This is a genomic window from Lacrimispora sp. (assembly GCF_047605665.1).
Lineage (GTDB): Bacteria > Bacillota > Clostridia > Lachnospirales > Lachnospiraceae > Lacrimispora.
Map to the genome: position 1 here is coordinate 1 of NZ_JASGFH010000036.1, position 17748 is coordinate 17748.

Consider the following 17748-nt stretch of genomic DNA (forward strand, 5'->3'; position numbering starts at 1 on the left):
GGAAACGATAAAGCGGATTATCCAGAATGATTTGTCTGGCTTCACGGCTTTTCGTATTCACTGCAATGGGGGCTTTTAAATTTACTGTGCTTTCTTCCATGGGATCATGAATCACACTGATTACATAATAAGAAACCTCATCTTCCAGGTCTTCTGTTTTTAAAAGTTTTTGATCCTCTTTTGATAATTTTGGTTCATACTTTTCATAAAATTGGAATGGATTCATAAGGATAAATGAAACACTTGAATCCTCCAAAGACTGAAGGCAGATCATAGCATCGCTATTTTCCTGAAACGCCAGGGGAACATAATTTTTTAAGTCACTAAAGCCGAACAGCCCATCAGAAAAATGGATAAACTCTTCTTCTGAACAAGAAATCCTGCCAAAGTATTGGGTATTGATTTCCATGGTAAAACCTCCGAGAGTAAAAAATTAAGCGAGAACATCCATTGGGGCATGGCTAAATAAATTGGCTGAACTGGGTGGGACATAAATTGGCTTGCCAATATATTCAATATTTACATCAGGCATCTGAGTGATTGACATCTCAACACTTCCTGGTATGAATTCAAAATTTCCATTTGCCACTTTTATATCAAAACTCAGCCTGTCCATCTGATATTGCATCGATAAGTCAGGATCAGACCATTCAATCTCAGGGCCGGTGTTAGGAATGAAACGCAGTCCGAATTCTCCTGTAGGCTGCTGAGCGCGCTGGGTGAATATCTGATTAAGCGCATTTGAATTGGGGCTTAGTAACATAGCACTCTCCTTTGCATAGGTAGCGGTGGCCTCCATAGCGGCAGATTTGCCTTTGCTGGCCGCCTGACGCACGCTTTCTGTTGTAGTCGGACAAACTGAATTACGGGCATCGTAAGTATCAAGGTGTAGCTTGATAGGGTGGTTTTCCATGGTGAAGCCACCCTTGGTATGATTATTAATAACTTCAGATTTTGAACTCGAATATTCCAATCTTGCCCTTTGTATTTTCAGTTCGTATTCCATTGGTGTAGTAGTAATCTTAAGCAATGGTTCCATATAACACACCTCCTATCAAGTCTATTTCATGAAATCAATAAAAGAGGGAGATAAGATGCTGGTTCCTACCTTGAGGGCAGCATTGTACGCATACTGATTCCACATATAATCGCTGATTGCTTCTGCCGTGTCAACGCCTTCCACTTTTACCATCTGTTCTTGCAAGGAAATATCATTATTTGTAAGACGCTCTTTCGTTGTATTTAAAAATTCTGCTTTAACTCCCAGGTCTGTAATCTGGTTTAGTACATCAGTTTGTTTTGTTTTAAACTTATCCATGAGTTTTCCATAATTCTCAGCATCAAATTGATCCGCTTCCAGGGCATCGGCTAACTGACCGGCTAAGGTGATGACATTGTTGTTTAAATCTCCATCTTTTCCGAATCCAATGGCTTTGATGCCGGGAAGAGAAACATTAAATGCACTGGAAGAAACTATATGCTGACTGATGTTGTCAAAAGAAAGCCCCATACCTAAATCAACATAAAGTTTTTCTTCCTGGAACTTCTGAAGCTTCTTATAATCAGAATTGGGATCAAGGACTTTAGCTGGAGTATCATCTACAGAATTTACATCAATACCTCTATAATAGAGTTTTCCGTCATCTTTCAACTCAAAGGGTGGATTTTTACCGTCTGTCCCGGCAAAGAGGAATGTATCCTCATAAGTAGAGTTAAGGCTTAATGTCATGGACTGTTGAAACTGTCGAATAGCAGATGCAAAAGTAGCCCGTGTTTCCTTTGTTTGCTTGTCACCGTTCATGGCCTGAACGTTATAATCTGAACTGATGGTTCGAATGGCGTTGGATATCTGCATAAGGGCATCTTCCTGACCATCCTGCCGGGACTGAACATCCTCTAAGGTATTTAAGTTGTCCAGATTTGTGTAATATTTGCGGTGAAGCTGAGAAGCGCGGGCAGCAGAAGCTGGATCTTCTGCAACCGAGTTAAAGCTTCTCTGAGTCATAACATGGGTTCTTGACTTGTTTAAGTTAGATATGGAAGTGCCCAGGTTACTTTTATAATTTCTTAAGATTGCATTCGTTGTAATTCTCATTGGAACCTCCTATCGTCCTACAAGGCCTGTACTATTGATTAATATATTCAGTGCCTCATCCAGGGTTGTCATAAGGCGGGCAGCGGCTGAAAAGGATCTCTGGTACTGCATCAGGCTGATTCCTTCCTCATCCAGGGAAACACCTGACACAGAATCCTTATTATTTGAGGTTTGCTGAAGCACAGATACATGGTTATTGAGTATGGCACTATTGGCAGAACTATCGATACCTTGGGTATTTTCAAGGTTGGAGTAGCATTGGGAAAAACTGCCGGTGTAATGAGTGATATAATCGGACTGAATCATTCCGCTGCTGTCTTTGTAAGTGTATTCATATTTGAAGACCCGTTCCTCATCCATGGCTTTCAACATTCTCATGATGTTGTCGTTGGCAGTGGTACCTTCGTCTTTGTAAGCAGAGATAATATGAATACTGTTATTCATCCAGTCATCAGAGATCTTAATGTTGCTGGCTGTAAAGCGAAGACTTCCGTCTGAGGTCTGGAATAAATCGAAGTTTTTGGTGTTAGATGGATCTGTATTCTTATTCAGTTCATTAAAGGTTTTTGCAAAACTCTGCACAAAAGCTTCAAAAGACTTCTCATAATATCCGATTCCTCTGAAGTCTGTAGACGGAACATCTAGTTCACCAGATTTATTTAGTGCATCTACAACTCCCTTTAAGCTTCCTTCTTTCAGATATTTGGTGATGTCTGTACTCAGGGTGCTTACGTCGGATTCTTTGGGAAAGTCGCTGGCCGGAATCAATGAAATAGAAACAGTTCCATCGAACTCTCCGGTTATTCCTTTGTTCCGTGTTGAAGAAATGGAAGCTACATTTTCCCCGTGTTCACCTGCTGTAAGGTTATAAGTCATTCCATCGGAACCTCTGAATTTCACTACCGGATATTCGAATTTTGTTCCTGTGGCAACCACTACATCATTGTAAGTGACACTGATCGGAAGATAGCTGGCAAGTTCGTCAAGTTTATTATTTCTCTCATCCAGAAGTTCCAGGGCTGGATTGCCCTGCACCTGGCTTTTCCAGATAGCGTCATTTAATTCGCCGATATCAGAAAGAAGGCCATTGATGGTGGGAACGTCGGAATTTTCCAGACCGTTAATGGTTTCTTCACGGACGCTTTTTAAATCAGTTGATTTCTGGTGAATGTAGTTTACAAGTACCTGGGCTCTGGAACGGACAATGCTGTCAAATTCACTGCTGCCGGCATTGGAAGCAAGCTTGTCCAGACTGGATTTAAAATCACTGAGAGCCCTTTTGATACCTTCGTCATCAGTTTCATCAAAGATATCAGCCAGCTGATCTAAAGTAGCCTGACGGGCGTCTGCAGTTCCCACCTTGGCGATCTGGTTCCGGAACTGGACATCAAGAAAAGGGTCTCTGATCTGAGAGATACCCGTGATTTCTACACCGTAGCCGATCTTGGTACCCGGTCCGGTTCTCATGGCATCAGCGCCCCTTGTATTTAAACTTACAAGGTCTACCCTCTGTCTGGTATATCCTTGTGTGTTGATATTTGCTATATTCTGTCCGGTCACATCAATAGCCCGCTGGCTGGCAGTCATGGCCAGTTGGGCGATGGTAAAACCGGAAAAGGTAGAACGTGTCATAGTAGTCCCTCCCACTTTGCTTTATCTGGAGCCACTTCATTTTGGGAATTCTTAATGGCCTTATTTATCATGTGAAGATTTATTTCAATCATAGTGCGTGCGCTGTCGCTTATTTCCTGGAACAGCCTGACCTGATAGGAGAGCCGGTCAAACAGTTCTTTCAAACGGTTCGGTTCGTCTTCCGGCACCTCTGAAAGAATCTGTTGAAAGGTATATCCCTTAAAGCCAAGCCGTTCCTGGCACTGCTCCCGCTTTTTATCAAGACCTCTCAGCTTTAATATGGCGGCCTGCTCCTGATTCATGCAGTCTTCCACATAAGTGACACGGTTCTTTTTTGCGGCCTCCAGTTTTAACTGTTCGATCTCAGTCAGTTTTTGAAATAACTGGATCAATTCTTCAATTACAGCGATAAAATCATTCATTGGAATCCGCTCCTTTGTATAGAAGAATTCTTTCAGCGATCTTGTTGGCATCTACCTGATAGGTTCCGTTTTCAATCCTCTGTTTTAAACGGTCCAGCTTTTCCTCTGAAGGGGTCTGTCTGATTTCATTCATAAGTACATTTTTGAGGGTTGAGGCAAATTTAGAATCCCTTGCTTCCGGGGAAGCAAAGCGGATAGTAATTTCATCGTAATTGTTTTTTCCGGATTCAGAAGGGCTGATTTCATTCTGATTTTGTCGTGTCATGGAGGTATTATACAGCGTACTGAGATAATTCGTAGAAATACGCATTTTTTACTCCTTTCTAAGAGACTTGGAAATGCTTCTGTTTTTCACTACATTTATAATATCGTCAATTTCAACGAAATATTAACTTTACACAAAGGAATTTTATTAAATTAAAGTGAACTTAAGTGTTTCATCAGTACGCCGGCGATGCCGGAACAGGAAACCTGCCTGGTCACAGCCCCGATGTTGTAGGCCACCATGGGCATACCGTAAACGACGCAGCTTTCCGCGTCCTGACCGATGGTAAATGCGCCTTTTTTTCTCATGCTGAGAAGTCCGCTTGCTCCATCCCGTCCCATTCCGGTCATGATGATTCCGACGGAAGAGGCCCCGGCTGTGTCTGCCACAGACTGAAACAGCACATCCACTGAGGGACGGTGTCCGCTGACCTTTTCTCCGGAGTAGCAGCTTACGGTATAACGGCTGCCTGTTTTGACCACCTTCATCTGAAGGTCGCCTGGGGCGATGAGAACCTGTCCCCTTTCAATTGCATCTCCGCTTTTGGCTTCCTTTACGCTCATGGCACAGAGACGGTTTAGACGGTCTGCATACATTTTTGTAAAACCTTCCGGCATGTGCTGGGTTACCACAATTCCGGGTGTATCCGCGGGAAGCTCCTTAAGGACCTGCAATGTGGCCTCTGTACCGCCTGTCGAAGCGCCGATGGCGATGATGGTATTGGAGGCATTTAAGCTGAACGCCGTTTTTCCCATGGGCACCCTTACAGCCTCCCTGGGGGCCGCAGAAGCGGCAGGAACTTTGATGGCAGCGCGGGAAGCAATAAAAATCTTGCTGATTAACGTATTTAAAAATGTGCCAGCGGAATTGCTGCTGGACATATCAGGCTTTCTGACAAAGTCTACGGCACCTGCAGAGAGGGCCTCGAATACGTTTAAATTGAGAGAAGAAACCAAAATAACCGGAACCGGATACTTTGGAAGTAGTTTTTTCACGAATTCAATGCCATTGACTCTGGGCATTTCCACATCCAGAGTGACTACGTCCGGCTTTAGCATGGGAATCTTGCGCTCAGCGTCGAATGCGTCAACAGCATATCCGATCACTTCTATATTGGGATTTTTCGAGAGATTATCTATTAATACCTTGCGAAACAGCAGGGAATCATCTACTATGAAAACCCGGATTTTATTCGTCATAATTTATTCCTCCTGTTATTAAGCCGAAGGCGAATCCAAATTCCTTTCAGCAATCCGTGTAATATAAAATCCATCTACTGAGGCGTATAGCTTTCGCGGCAGTAAATAGATTTTATATTACGCAGATCATTCTTTTCGATATGTGGCCGGCATCAGATACCGGTAAGCGGTCTTTTCTTTGTTGATTGTTTCGGAATGTCCGATGAGTAAGTATCCTCCCGGAGCAGTTGCGTCGTAAAAACGCTGGATCAAACCATCCTTGGTGTTCTGGTCAAAGTAAATCATGACGTTTCTGCAGAAAATCACATCAAATTTCAGCCGGAACCGGATGGGGTCCATCAGGTTAAAGGTCTGAAAAATGACATTTGATTTGATCGCAGGGGAAACGGAGTACAAATTCTGTTCCCTGGTTTTTACAAAGTATTTCGATCTCCATTCAGGAGAAAGGTTTTTTAAGGAATCCTCGTCGTACACGGCTTCCTTTGCAGCCTTTAAAGCATTTTGGGAAATATCCGTAGCCAGAACCCTGGTGTCCCAGAGGGCGGCTTGCGCCCCCAGGGCCTCCTTGATGATCATGGAAATGGTATAAGGTTCTTCGCCGGAAGAACAGCCGGCGCTCCAGATACTCAAGACCTTGTTCTTTTTTGTGCTCAGTAAATACGGAAGAATGGTATCACGAAAGAACTTAAAATGTGCTTCCTCCCGCATAAAATAAGTATAGTTTGTGGTGAGCTTGTTAAGCATTATTTCCAGATCAGCCGGATTCTTTGATGAAAGAATGTGATCCACATAGTCCGTAAAGGAAGTAAATCCCATGGCTGTGATGGTATTTGACAATCTTCCCATAATAAGCTGCATCTTTTTTGATAAGTCGATTCCGTAATTCTTTTTTACGAAGTCCACCAGCCGTATGAAATCCTGCTGCGAAATTGTTAACATAAAATAGCCGTCCTTTATGAGTTATTGACTAAGGTTTCACAATCCAGAAGAAGGACAACGTGATTATCCGGCAATGAGATCATGCCGCTGACCAGTTCTTCCCGGTTACTGGCCGGAACCGGTGAGATTCTGGAATAATCGATGTCAAGAACCTGCTCCACGGAATCCACGATGATTCCTAAAAATACAGAATCCACGTTCAGCACGATGACGCAGCTTGAACTGGTGTATTCAATATCCGGTTTGCCAAGTCTGGAACGGATATCCATGATGGGAACGATCTGTCCTCTTAAGTTGATGATTCCCTTTACATAACCGGGAACCATGGGCATGGCGGTAATGGTATGGTTGGTAATGATTTCAATGATAAAATTGGTGCTCACGCCAAATGTTAAATTATCTGTGCGGAAGGTTAAATAGCGTTCTGTGGTCTCTGTCCGGCCGGAAGTAAAATCTTCGGCTGTAGCTGTATTTTCTGCTGGCATTTGTATTCCTCCAATTTCAATTAATAATACTGGTTGTGTGATGCGGCATACAGGTTCAAAACATCTAATATGATGCTGATATTGCCGTCACCCAGAATGGTACAGCCGCTGATGCCCGAATCCTTGATATTGAAGCTGTTTAAGAATACCGGAAGGGGCTTTACAACAACCTGCTGCTCGCCTAAAAGGTCATCTACAAAGAGGCAGTAAGATTTGTCGCCGGATTCCACCCAAACCAGAATACCGTCTTCAATGCTTGTGATTTCTGTCTCGATATTGTAAAGCCTGTGAATGCGGACGATGGGGTAGAACTGGTTCATCGTTTTAACCATCTCATTGCCCTCTGTATCGTAAATCACGTCTTCATTCTTCACCTTAAAGGACTGGCGGATATTTGCAATTGGAATGGTAAAGACGGATTTTCCAACGGAAATCTCCATACCGTCCACAATGGCCATGGTCAGCGGGATTTTTAAGGTGGTGCACATTCCCTTGCCCAATTCACTGGTAATGCTTATGGTGCCTCCGATGTTTTCTACATTCTTCTTCACCACATCCATGCCAACCCCGCGGCCGGAAAATTCGGTGACCACTTCATTAGTGGAAAAACCTGGGGCGAGAAGAAGAGCAAGAATTTCTTTCTGGGTATATTCGCTTTCCGGCTTGGTGAGAATTCCGTTTCTCTTTGCTTTTGCAAGAACGCCTGCCGGATTGACACCCCGTCCGTCGTCGCTGATGGAGATGATTACTTCATTGGTCGTATGGGTTGCGGAAAGGACCAGCTCTCCCTGAGGATCTTTTCCTGCTGCAATACGCTCTTCAGCCGTTTCTTCTATTCCATGGTCCATGGAGTTGCGGACAATGTGCATGATAGGATCGCCGATGCTGTCCACGATGGACTTGTCCACTTCTGTATTTTCACCGATGATGGTCAGGCGAACGTCTTTTTTAAGCTTCTGCTTCATATCCCGGACGATTCGGTTCATCTTCTGGAACACGCCGGATACAGGCACCATGCGCAGGGACATAACGATATCCTGCAGATCATCAGTCAGCTTGCGAAGCTGTCTGGTGGCCTTTAAAAAGCTGTCCAGATTCTTTAAGTTCTGAATCTCAGGAGAAGAGGTCACCATGGATTCGGTAATAACGATCTCGCCTACGATAGCCACCAGGTTATCCAGCTTTGCCAGATTTACACTGATTAAGTTCTGCTTGCTGGGCATCTGATGTCCGTTGTTAGCGGCAGGAGTGACTGCAGCAGCGGAGCTTTCCCTGACAGCCGGAGCGGAGGCTGACGGCGCGCTTTTCTTTTCTGAAACAGGAGCAGCTTTGCCCCGTGGGTTTTCAATCAGCTCGTAGGAACGGATATTGTTTAAATTGTTGATCTGTGATATGGCTGAATCCGCTTCCTCCCGTGACTGGAAAGCGAGGAAAAAGCCTTTTTCGATGATGGTGCCGCAGCTTAAGCTGTTTGTTTCCACGTCGCTGGGATAAAAGCTAAACTCCAGACCTGATTCTTTTAAGGAACTGATCAGCATAAAAGCCCGGAGATTTTCCATTCCGCATCCCTCATCAAAGAAGATGCGAAGGAAGAAAGCAGCCGGGTCATTGGGGCATTCTGCCAGATCGATACGGATCTCTTCCAAAGTGGCGGCAGAAGCGAGGGATGCTAAATCAGGAGTCTCCTGGGAAGCTTCCTGGGCCTTGACAGCTTCGGAAGGTTTTTCTTCTTTGGCAGGAGAATGGTTCTCCTTGCTGATTTTTTTGAGAAAGCTATTAATTTCCTGGGTCAGATTGTCGACATTATCACTAAGCGGCTTGTTATTTTCAACCTTTGAAACCTCAGCGCGAAGCATATCCGTAGAACGGAACATCAGGTCAAAAAGAATGCTTTTGTGGGAACTGTCCAGAGAGTCCAGACCATTTTCCCGGATAAAAAAGAACAAATCTTCAATGTGATGCGCGATCTGCATTAAAGAAGAGAATTCCATCATTGCAGAGGAACCTTTGACAGTGTGCATGATACGGAAAATTTCATTCACATCATCCACTGTAAAATCGCCTGCTTTTTCGGCTTCTATCAGGAGTTCATCTAATTGCTCCAGTAGGGAATTGGTTTCAAAGAGATACATATCAAGCATATTATCCATGCCGTTATCCATAATATCTACACCGCCTTGTCTAGTTTAGTATATATATGTTTATCGGTATGGCTGACTAAAAGATAATAGTAAATTCGGTATCCTTTTGAAAAATATATGAATCAGCAGTTAAATGGAGGCATATTATGGCAGATATTTTAAAAGTAACCACTCCGCTTTCCGGTTACGATAATACAACGGTTAAAACCCCGCCCCAGGCCGGTCAGGGGCCCCATATCCAAAATCCCATTGACCCCACCAGAGTCATGCGCGGGGACAACAGGACTGATGCCGGAAGAAACGGGGAGCAGCAGCTTGCCTTCCGGTATGGTTCCAATTTTGGCGCATTTTTAAATATGGTAAAGAGCATGCCGGATATGTCGGCTATATTTACCGATATTTTTTTCCAGGGAGAAGAGATGCTGACAGGCGGAGTCATGGGAGATGAAGCCGCACAGCAGATCGCTTCTTTTTTTGAGGCGGCACAGATGGAAGGGGAAGAGGTCTTTCCTTTTTTAAAGGAACAGGCGGAATCGGCAGTCCGTTTCAGCGGGGGGATATTTGACCGGCTGCGGGAGGCTATGGCGGAGACCAATTCCATAGACTTAAAAGCAGAAATTTTGGATTTTATTAAGAAATTTAACGATATGTCTTCCGGAAAGCACCTCCTTCATGATATATTTAATACCATACAGGATATGGAAGGTTATGTCTTTAGACAGACCAGGGAAGAGATCGACGCTATGCTGCAGGAACTGGATATGGCGGCGCCCCAGGGAGAGACTGGGGAAAACAGCGCCCTTTTAAAGGAAAAGATCCTGCCATTCCTTGCACGCTATGTGGCAAACACCCATGACATGGGCACCATCAGGGACAAGATATCCCTTTTGACCATTCTCATGGCCAGATATGAGAACGGCAGCAGGCAGGAAGTGTTACAGTCATTTTCCAGGCTTTCAGGTTATCAGGGCTTCCGGAAATTCTTCGGGGACATGACGGCAGAACAGTTTGACCAGATGCTGGATCAGGTGGACATGGATAAGGCTGCCGGAAAAAACCAGTGGGCAGATAAGTTTGTGGACTTTTTAAAGACAGGTGTGACCGGAGGAACAGGGCTTGAGAACAAGCAGGCATTTCAGAGCATGCTTCAGTCTCTGGTCTTAAATGAGAGCGTTTATATGCCCCTTTTGCACCTGGCATTTCCGGTGGAGATAGACGGCCGGAAAATGTTTTCAGAAATGTGGATTGATCCCGATGAGTCAGGCAGCAGCACCCAGACAGGCGTAAGGCATACCGCCAGGATATTCGTGAAGTTCGATATCAGGGATCTGGGGCAGTTTAAGCTGGTCCTCCTCTATGGGGACAACGCAGCCTCTCTCCAGTTATTTTATCCGGAAAAGCTGCAGAAAGCAGAAGCAGGCATTCAAAAGGGAATCAAGGCCATTCTTGAGCGGCACCATTTCCGGGCGGAGAATGTTTATCTCCAGGCAGGAGGCGGACCCTCCTCCCCTCTGGAAGTATTTCCCAAAATCCAGGAAAGGATAAGTTCAGTCGATGTCAGAATTTAAGAACACATTGAATAAAAAAGCGGTAGCTTTAAAATATGATGAGGCGAAGAATTCGGCGCCTGTGATTGTAGCATCCGGAATGGGGTATATGGCGGAAAAGATCATAGAAACTGCCAATGCAAACGGTGTCCCTGTTTACGAGGACAACTCCCTGGCAACTCTTTTGACCCAGCTTGAACTTGGAAGCCAGATACCGGATGAACTGTATCAGGCCATCGTGGATATCTATGTTTACTTTTTGAATTATGCGCCCGGCGCGCCGGCAGAGCCCAAAGAAGCCGCCTCTGAAGAAGACGTGGAGGATGGGGAAGAAGAATCAATAAAAGAAGAAATGGTGGGTCAGAACGATGTTTAATGAGTGTGAAAAAGCGTGTATTTATTCTTTAAATGGAGTTTTCCTTGCAGAAGTGAGAGTGGTGGATGCCCATAGTGACAGCATTGGCCTCATATTTGAGGAAGAGGATATGGATAAAGTGAACACGGAGAGCGTAGTCGTGTTTTATGACGGAATACAGGGCCTTGTCACATGCAAATGCAGCTTGTCTGCAAGGGTGAAGATCACCGGAGAAGAAGTAGGGGAAATTGGCAGGGCCATCTATAAGGTTCCCTGTCATATTGATGAAATGATGGGTTCGGAACAGAGAAGACGTGACTTGAAGGTTAGGGCTTCTCTTCCTGTTGTAATGGAGATTGCGGACCCGGATGGAAAGGTAATCCAGGTGGATGCCAAAATAAAGGATGTCAGCGCAGGAGGAATTGGATTTGAATCAAAGCATCAGTTGATGGTAGATCAGATCTATTCGTTTCTTTTTAATACAGATACGGGCTGCACCAGGCTCAAGGGCCAGGTGCTGTGGGCTGAAAGGCTGTCCAAAGAAGAGGACGAACCATACTTCCGGTATGGAAGCCGTTTCTTTGATATGACCACCTATCAGGAATCGCTGGTCCGGAAGTTCACCTTCCAGGAGCAGTTGAAAAGAAGAAAGACCCTGTTATAATATTACAAATTTGACTAATTCTGCTTTTAATGTTAATATTTTGTAAGTATGGAAAGAAAACTGTAAGATTGGGAACTGGTTTTTTATGGTAAAATAGTAATTACAACATTACATAAAGGAGTGATTACATGAAATCCAAAAAGAGAGTTTCGGCAGTCACTATGATTCTGGCAGTCTGCCTGACCCTCATTCCCGGTAAGGCGATGGCTTCCGAGGCCATCAGTTCAGTCAGTATTAAGGTGGGGCTGAACATCGAGGCAGGAGACCGTTTGCCGGATATCGAGATTGATAAGACAGATGCGGAAGCCTATGTGACATCAGGCGCAAAACAGTATAAGGTCATTGATGCCGAATGGGTCACATCCACTTCAAAGGACATGACCATTGGAGAAGAGCCGAGAATGAGTGTTACACTCACTCCTTCTGATGAATACGATGCTTACTTTAAGTCCTCTTATGAGGCCTCCAAGATAAAGGTCAACGGCGGTTCCTATGTCAGCGCCAGACGAAACGGAAGCGATCTGGTGGTGACCTTAAGGGCCAAAGCCATTAAGGGACTGTATGCGGAACCTGATGATGTGGGCTGGAAGGACACAAGGCTTGGACAGGCGGTATGGGAAAAGGGAGATAACACTTCGGGAGCCTATGAGATTTGGCTGTACCGGGGAAAATCCGTTATCCTGAAAAAAGAGCAGGTAAAGGCCACTACTTATAACTTCTATCCCTATATGACGGAAGAAGGCACTTATTACTTTAAAATCCGCTCCGTTCCCTACAAACAGGATGAATTAAAGAATGGAAAGAAAAGCGGCTGGGTGGAGTCCGATGAACTGGTTATCAGAGACCGGGATGTATCAGACGGAACCGGAAAAGAAGCTGATAAACTTCCCGGAGTTCCGGCAGATGCACAGGCTAAGGAAGGCTGGGAGCAGCAGTCCGGCATCTGGTATTACCGGTATGCAGACGGAACGGTCCATGCTGATTCATGGCTGGTTCTTGACGGAGTCTGGTACCGCTTTGACCGGGAAGGGAAGATGGTGACCGGCTGGTTCTTATTGGGCGGAGACATCTATTATATGGATTCCAAGGGAGCCATGGCTACCGGCTGGAATAAGATCGGCGACACATGGTATTATTTTTATCCGGACAACGGGTATGCAGCTCCTATGGGCGCAGCAGCCACCGGATGGCAGGTGGTAGACGGCTATTATTACTGCTTCACAGCCCAGGGAGGCATGCAAAAGGGCTGGCTCAATGAAGCCGGAAGATGGTATTATCTCAATACACTCCAGGGCAACTTAGAGGGAGCCATGTTAAAGGGCTGGATTACCCGCAACGGACAGACCTATTATACGGATGAAGACGGAGTGATGGTGACGGGCTGGAAGTGGATCGACGGATATTGGCGCTATTTCAATCAGGATGGAACCATGGCGGTCAACCGGGTTATTGACGGTTTCCCTGTCAATGAAGATGGAGTATGGGTACAATGAAAAAAATTGAGATGAAAAAACTGGAAAACTTTTTGTTAGCAGCAGCGGTCCTGGTTCTCGCAATTCTTGTGCCGGCCATGGCTTATGGTGCTGAATCAGTGGTGATCCGCAGCGTCAATCTTACATTTACCAGTGAATTCGGAGACCAGGAAATTCTGATGCCGGAAATCAAGACAACGGTAACCGGCGCTTCTGTCAGTGATGCGGTCTGGAAACGGGATATTGAAAAGTGGAAGGCAGGCAGGAATGAAAGGGTCAGCGTATTCCTTACATCGGATACCATGGTATTTGCCGATTCCTATAACCGCTCAGAGTGCAAGATCACAGGAGCTAAATTTGTCTCTGCCAAGGCCGTGGACAACAATACCCTCGAAATAAAGGTGGATTACGTCCCCGTGGTAAAGCTTGGCAATACGGTGGCTGCCGGCTGGAGTGACAGCAACAAGACAAAAGCTGTCTGGAAAAAGGTGGAGTTTGCCACCGGTTATCAGGTGTCTCTTTACGCCGATGACAAGCTGAAAAAACGGATTTCCGTAGAAACCAATATGGCGGACCTTTCTGAATATATGGATAAAAATGCGGTTTATTATTATGAAGTCAAAGCCATTGGCTTTACCTCCGAGGACCGCAAATATATGAAAGAGGGAGATTATATCACATCAAGTGATGTGATCATGGAATACGACGGGGACACGGCAGGCACCTGGAAGGGGGAAACCTACAAGCAGGAGGATGGAGGCGTTCCCACAAACAGCTGGAAGCAGATTTTAAATGACTGGTATTACTTTGACGGAAATGGAATCCGCCAGACGGGCTGGCTTTTGTCAGGCCAGAGGTGGTATTATTTGAATCCTGGAGACGGGAAGCTGACCACTGGCTGGCAGTTTATAAATGGAAAGTGGTATTACTTAAATCCGGCAGGCGGAGAAATGCTGACAGGCTGGATACAGCCCCGGCCGGGCGTCTGGTATTATTTATATGAAGATGGAAGCATGGCCAGCAGCACCAGCGTGGGAAGCTACTGGGTGGATGCTTCCGGCAGATGGATTCCGTAAAAATGGGAATTGTTGAATTTAGGAGGATTGTGTTTTGACAAGCATAGACCAGTTGAAATTGTCTGCTTTTGCAAAGGTTCAGGCAGGGCAGAAAGAGCCTGCGGTGAAAGCTTCTAAAGGAAGCTTTAAGCAGGTGCTGAAGTCAGTCTTAAAGGCTCCGGAAAACTTAAATGAGATGTTTTCAGAGGCTTCAAAAAGATATGGGGTTTCTGAGAAGCTGTTAAAGGCCGTTGCCAAGGCAGAGTCGAATTTTAATCCGTCTGCCACCTCAAAAGCAGGGGCAGCAGGAGTGATGCAGTTAATGCCTGCCACCGCCAGATCTTTGGGAGTGTCTGACCCTTATGATGCCCGAAGCAATATCATGGGTGGCGCCAAGTACTTAAGGGAAAATCTGGACCGTTATAATGGGAACGTAGAGTTTGCCCTGGCGGCATATAACGCCGGTCCCAATAATGTGCAGAAATACGGCGGCATACCTCCCTTTAAAGAGACCAGAGAATATGTGACGAAAATTATGAACTACATGGGAGAGGGGGAAGCGGTTTTAAGCGCTCCTCAATACAGCTCATCAGAACCGGTCAGTTTTATGAACGCCTTTTCAAGCGGTTTTCCAGAAGGGTTTGGACTTACCGGTAATCAGGAATTGGATAAATCAGATTATCTCTATTTCATCGAGATGATGAAGATCCGGATGCAGATGGCTTCTGCCGGAATTGGCGGCCAGTCTGAGGAAGAAGATCTGACTGGCGGGTCCATGTTTTTATAAGAATTAAAAATGACTGCTGCAAAGTAGAATTCTATTTTGCAGCAGTCATTTTTTTATAAACAGTATCATTATTTTGGAAGGGAATCACATACCTTCAGCAAAGCAGATATAAAATAAGATTTCTTAATGGGTTTAAACACAAAGGGGACGGAAGGCCCCAGAGACTCTACCATTTCCAGTGTCTGATTATAGACCAGAGAACTGATGATAATGATTCCTGCTTGCGGATAGCGTTCCAGCAGGCGGCGGGAGGTTTCAATTCCGTCAATTCCCGGCATGATGATGTCCATGGTCACAATATCAGGTTTTTCCCTTTCGTAGGCTTCCAAAGCTTCCTCACCGCTTCGGCACTGGCCAATCACATCAAAGTCTGTTCCTATCAGTAACTGTTCGATCTCACTACGCGTTACGATTGAATCATCAACAATCATAATTCTTTTTCTCATAAAACGTCCCTCCTCTAATTACTTCCAATGACAATCTCGCCTTCATTATTTTTGTAAATCAAGCTTTTGGAATACTCCTCTTGAATTAAAAGGACGGAAGCACCCATTCGAATGCGAACCACTGGAAGAATCTGCTGGCATTTGATCAATCCTGTCTGAACCGAGGTATCAGCGGCGATTTCTTCTAAGCGATTACTAATTCCCTGCTCTCTGATATTTAAATATTCCTCCGCCTGCCTCAGACGTTCCAATAACTGTTCTTTGTCCGCCCGCTGGGAGGTTTCCAGATAACTGATATTTTTTTTCACTTCAGACATATTATAATGGAGCTGTTCCAATTCTCTGGTCAGCTTTTCTGTTTCTTCCACGCTTTTCGGAGTGTTGGCAATGATCAGCTCGGTAATCAGTCTGCGCACTTTGGAGCCGATTATGCGGGCATCGATATTGTTGGTAGCCAGAAGGGTTCCTCCTATGATGGCTCCTATGCCTGAGGTCACCACAATATCCTGGCCGCTTTCCACCTTGGAGTTAATGATACTTTCTGCATATACGCTTCCGCCGGCTGATACGCAGCAATGCTCCAGATACCGGCATTTTATATGGGAGTCGGAAGTCAGCACCCCTTTTCCATTCCCCGACATACCGCTGGCAATGGTAATGGAGCCGCCGGCTGTGATGACAGCACCCTCTACAGAGCCCCGGATGTCAATGCTCCCCGTGGCTTTTATGGAAAAACCGTTTCTCACATCTCCGCTGATGAAAATATCTCCGTCATAATCCAGGTTTCCGGTACTGTTGTCGATGTTTCCATTGACTTTAAGAATAGGGTCCACATGAAATTTGCCGTTTGAAAATGTGACATGGCCTGTTTTCTGAGAAATCAAAAGAGTTCCTTCTTTATTGAGCACTGTATTGCGTCCGGCGGGCACGGGGATTTCCGTTCCTTTGATGGTACAGGGATATGGGCCTCCTGTTACGGTGGTGCCGTTTTGCCCCGGTACAGCTCTGGTGATTTCACAGACAGGCTCCCCTTCTTTCACGGCCTGAATATTATTTAAATGCTTGTAATCCACAGAGCCCTTTTCGTCTTCTTCAAATTCGAGGTGAAGAACCCGCTTATAATGGTCGCTGATGGAACCGTCCACTCCGTTACGGGCCAGTTTTCCTTTGGCAACCAGTACAGAGCGATCATAAATAAGGTCATTTGCAATTGATTTGAGAGCGTCTTCCAGAATGCCGGTGGTAACATGATTTTGAGAAAGGACTGCCCTTAAATCCTTTTCGTTTATGTTCCGTCCATTGTTAAAGGGGGGAATCACGTATATCCATGCCGCCATGCCATCCTTTGAAATATAAAGCTGAGGCTGGGCATCTCTGGGTTTTGGCTCTGGACCTTCCCCTTCCTGAGAAACAGAAGCAGTACGTTTAAAGACATTTGAAAGAGAACTGGTCTTTGTTGTGAACTGACTGCATTCGATGTTTAATACATCTTCGTTAATGCGGATAAGAAGGGGATCATCGGAAGGTTCCCATATAGATAAGAAGGAGACCGCCGGTTCATCGTCTTTAAAAGGCTCTGTTGAAGAACTTGTCTGATCGGTTCCGCTCATGGGAGCCTCTTCAAATGTTTTTGTAACAGCTTCCTCCGGTGAAACGGCAGAAGAATTTTTGACTTCCTCCGAATCCTGGGAGGAGTGTTTTACATTTTGAAAAAGGCCGAATAATCCTTTTCTGTTTTTTTCTTTCATTATTTTCTCCCCTAACGTAATATAATGTCTGTTTTTCTTTTTAAATGAACAGGCGAAAGGGCGGCGCTGTGTTCCTGTTCCGCTTTCAGTGATGAATTGTTTGACATGTAATGTTTAACTTTTAAATTCTCTTATTATTATATCGGCATAAAATATGGAAAATATAATATAAGAGCAGCTTTTGGTTACTAAAATAAATAAAAAGATTATAGATATAAAAACAGGTTACCGAAGAAAGAATGCAAATGAGAGGTAAGAAAGATATCCGGAGTCTTACGGTTTTATTGTGTTGGGTTTTTGGTTTGAGGATAAAATCAGATGAAGGGTTTTTACGCTCGTAAAAAAGTTTTCATCCTCAATATGGCCTCCATTTATATGGCAATTATGGAATTTGAAAATAATGTAAAAATAATGCAAAATATATGTTGACATTTGTCCTTTCCTTTGTTATGATATAACTCGCCGCTGAAACAGGCGGCAAAAAACTTCTTTCAGA

18 protein-coding genes are annotated in these 17748 nt (G+C 44.8%); 6 read left to right on the top strand and 12 right to left on the bottom strand.

Annotation, left to right across the window (positions count from 1 at the left end; all coding sequences use genetic code 11):
* From fliW to QM657_RS19425, 10 genes are all read right to left on the bottom strand, one after another.
* Positions 1-409 (bottom strand): flagellar assembly protein FliW (gene fliW / locus QM657_RS19380; protein ID WP_415068348.1); only part of this gene is annotated, 409 nt, incomplete at its 3' end.
* 24 nt (positions 410-433) lie between these two features.
* On the bottom strand, positions 434-1039 hold the full coding sequence (locus tag QM657_RS19385) for a DUF6470 family protein (protein WP_415068349.1): 606 nt from the start codon (positions 1037-1039) through the stop codon (positions 434-436).
* 21 nt (positions 1040-1060) lie between these two features.
* Entirely contained in the window at positions 1061-2095 is a 1035-nt protein-coding gene (locus QM657_RS19390) for a hypothetical protein (protein WP_415068350.1), read from the bottom strand.
* Between the two features lie 9 nt (positions 2096-2104).
* A complete protein-coding gene (gene flgK, locus QM657_RS19395) occupies positions 2105-3727 on the bottom strand; it encodes a flagellar hook-associated protein FlgK (RefSeq protein ID WP_415068351.1) in 1623 nt (540 codons plus the stop codon).
* The gene (flgN, locus tag QM657_RS19400; protein ID WP_415068352.1) at positions 3724-4149 is read right to left on the bottom strand and encodes a flagellar export chaperone FlgN; all 426 of its coding nucleotides are present in this window, start codon (positions 4147-4149) and stop codon (positions 3724-3726) included. Before flgN ends, flgK begins: the two co-directional genes overlap by 4 nt.
* A complete protein-coding gene (locus QM657_RS19405; RefSeq protein ID WP_415068353.1) occupies positions 4142-4459 on the bottom strand; it encodes a flagellar biosynthesis anti-sigma factor FlgM in 318 nt (105 codons plus the stop codon). The genes flgN and QM657_RS19405 overlap by 8 nt, the downstream gene beginning before the upstream one ends.
* Before the next feature lie 107 nt (positions 4460-4566).
* Positions 4567-5613 carry a protein-glutamate methylesterase/protein-glutamine glutaminase gene (locus tag QM657_RS19410; RefSeq protein ID WP_415068354.1) on the bottom strand — a complete coding sequence of 349 codons (1047 nt, stop codon included), beginning with the start codon at positions 5611-5613 and terminating at the stop codon, positions 4567-4569.
* A gap of 126 nt (positions 5614-5739) precedes the next feature.
* Positions 5740-6552, bottom strand: coding sequence for a CheR family methyltransferase (locus QM657_RS19415; RefSeq protein WP_415068355.1), 813 nt, complete (start codon positions 6550-6552; stop codon positions 5740-5742).
* Positions 6553-6566: 14 nt separating this feature from the next.
* Positions 6567-7037: a chemotaxis protein CheW gene (locus tag QM657_RS19420; RefSeq protein WP_415068356.1), complete on the bottom strand. Its 471-nt coding sequence runs from the start codon at positions 7035-7037 to the stop codon at positions 6567-6569.
* Between the two features lie 20 nt (positions 7038-7057).
* Positions 7058-9199: a chemotaxis protein CheW gene (locus tag QM657_RS19425; RefSeq protein ID WP_415068357.1), complete on the bottom strand. Its 2142-nt coding sequence runs from the start codon at positions 9197-9199 to the stop codon at positions 7058-7060.
* 125 nt (positions 9200-9324) lie between these two features.
* Between QM657_RS19425 and QM657_RS19430 the strand changes: the two genes are divergently transcribed.
* The 6 genes from QM657_RS19430 (at position 9325) to QM657_RS19455 (ending at position 15058) form a co-directional block, all read left to right on the top strand.
* Positions 9325-10746 (top strand): hypothetical protein, encoded by a 1422-nt coding sequence (locus tag QM657_RS19430; RefSeq protein ID WP_415068358.1) that lies wholly within the window; start codon positions 9325-9327, stop codon positions 10744-10746.
* Positions 10733-11101: an EscU/YscU/HrcU family type III secretion system export apparatus switch protein gene (locus QM657_RS19435; RefSeq protein WP_415068359.1), complete on the top strand. Its 369-nt coding sequence runs from the start codon at positions 10733-10735 to the stop codon at positions 11099-11101. Before QM657_RS19430 ends, QM657_RS19435 begins: the two co-directional genes overlap by 14 nt.
* Positions 11094-11744: a PilZ domain-containing protein gene (locus tag QM657_RS19440; protein WP_415068360.1), complete on the top strand. Its 651-nt coding sequence runs from the start codon at positions 11094-11096 to the stop codon at positions 11742-11744. Before QM657_RS19435 ends, QM657_RS19440 begins: the two co-directional genes overlap by 8 nt.
* Before the next feature lie 128 nt (positions 11745-11872).
* Positions 11873-13237, top strand: a complete 1365-nt coding sequence (locus QM657_RS19445) for an N-acetylmuramoyl-L-alanine amidase family protein (protein ID WP_415068361.1) — start codon at positions 11873-11875, stop codon at positions 13235-13237.
* Positions 13234-14292 carry an N-acetylmuramoyl-L-alanine amidase family protein gene (locus QM657_RS19450; RefSeq protein WP_415068362.1) on the top strand — a complete coding sequence of 353 codons (1059 nt, stop codon included), beginning with the start codon at positions 13234-13236 and terminating at the stop codon, positions 14290-14292. The genes QM657_RS19445 and QM657_RS19450 overlap by 4 nt, the downstream gene beginning before the upstream one ends.
* Positions 14293-14326: 34 nt before the next feature.
* The gene (locus QM657_RS19455; protein ID WP_415068363.1) at positions 14327-15058 is read left to right on the top strand and encodes a lytic transglycosylase domain-containing protein; all 732 of its coding nucleotides are present in this window, start codon (positions 14327-14329) and stop codon (positions 15056-15058) included.
* Between the two features lie 68 nt (positions 15059-15126).
* Here QM657_RS19455 and QM657_RS19460 read toward each other — a convergent pair whose 3' ends face one another.
* Together QM657_RS19460 and QM657_RS19465 are read right to left on the bottom strand one after the other, a co-directional pair.
* Positions 15127-15504: a response regulator transcription factor gene (locus QM657_RS19460; RefSeq protein WP_415068364.1), complete on the bottom strand. Its 378-nt coding sequence runs from the start codon at positions 15502-15504 to the stop codon at positions 15127-15129.
* Between the two features lie 14 nt (positions 15505-15518).
* On the bottom strand, positions 15519-17252 hold the full coding sequence (locus QM657_RS19465) for a DUF342 domain-containing protein (protein WP_415068365.1): 1734 nt from the start codon (positions 17250-17252) through the stop codon (positions 15519-15521).
* Positions 17253-17748: the final 496 nt, after the last annotated feature.

Bases quoted from the DNA above. Each gene is read 5' to 3' on its own strand.
- QM657_RS19425 (WP_415068357.1), bottom strand. From the start codon at position 9,199: ATGGATAACGGCATGGATAATATGCTTGATATGTATCTCTTTGAAACC.
- QM657_RS19465 (WP_415068365.1), bottom strand. From the start codon at position 17,252: ATGAAAGAAAAAAACAGAAAAGGATTATTCGGCCTTTTTCAAAATGTA.
- QM657_RS19460 (WP_415068364.1), bottom strand. From the start codon at position 15,504: ATGAGAAAAAGAATTATGATTGTTGATGATTCAATCGTAACGCGTAGT.
- QM657_RS19390 (WP_415068350.1), bottom strand. From the start codon at position 2,095: ATGAGAATTACAACGAATGCAATCTTAAGAAATTATAAAAGTAACCTG.
- flgK (WP_415068351.1), bottom strand. From the start codon at position 3,727: ATGACACGTTCTACCTTTTCCGGTTTTACCATCGCCCAACTGGCCATG.
- QM657_RS19450 (WP_415068362.1), top strand. From the start codon at position 13,234: ATGAAAAAAATTGAGATGAAAAAACTGGAAAACTTTTTGTTAGCAGCA.
- QM657_RS19435 (WP_415068359.1), top strand. From the start codon at position 10,733: ATGTCAGAATTTAAGAACACATTGAATAAAAAAGCGGTAGCTTTAAAA.
- flgN (WP_415068352.1), bottom strand. From the start codon at position 4,149: ATGAATGATTTTATCGCTGTAATTGAAGAATTGATCCAGTTATTTCAA.
- QM657_RS19430 (WP_415068358.1), top strand. From the start codon at position 9,325: ATGGCAGATATTTTAAAAGTAACCACTCCGCTTTCCGGTTACGATAAT.
- QM657_RS19405 (WP_415068353.1), bottom strand. From the start codon at position 4,459: ATGCGTATTTCTACGAATTATCTCAGTACGCTGTATAATACCTCCATG.
- QM657_RS19415 (WP_415068355.1), bottom strand. From the start codon at position 6,552: ATGTTAACAATTTCGCAGCAGGATTTCATACGGCTGGTGGACTTCGTA.
- QM657_RS19420 (WP_415068356.1), bottom strand. From the start codon at position 7,037: ATGCCAGCAGAAAATACAGCTACAGCCGAAGATTTTACTTCCGGCCGG.
- QM657_RS19445 (WP_415068361.1), top strand. From the start codon at position 11,873: ATGAAATCCAAAAAGAGAGTTTCGGCAGTCACTATGATTCTGGCAGTC.
- QM657_RS19410 (WP_415068354.1), bottom strand. From the start codon at position 5,613: ATGACGAATAAAATCCGGGTTTTCATAGTAGATGATTCCCTGCTGTTT.
- QM657_RS19440 (WP_415068360.1), top strand. From the start codon at position 11,094: ATGTTTAATGAGTGTGAAAAAGCGTGTATTTATTCTTTAAATGGAGTT.
- QM657_RS19385 (WP_415068349.1), bottom strand. From the start codon at position 1,039: ATGGAACCATTGCTTAAGATTACTACTACACCAATGGAATACGAACTG.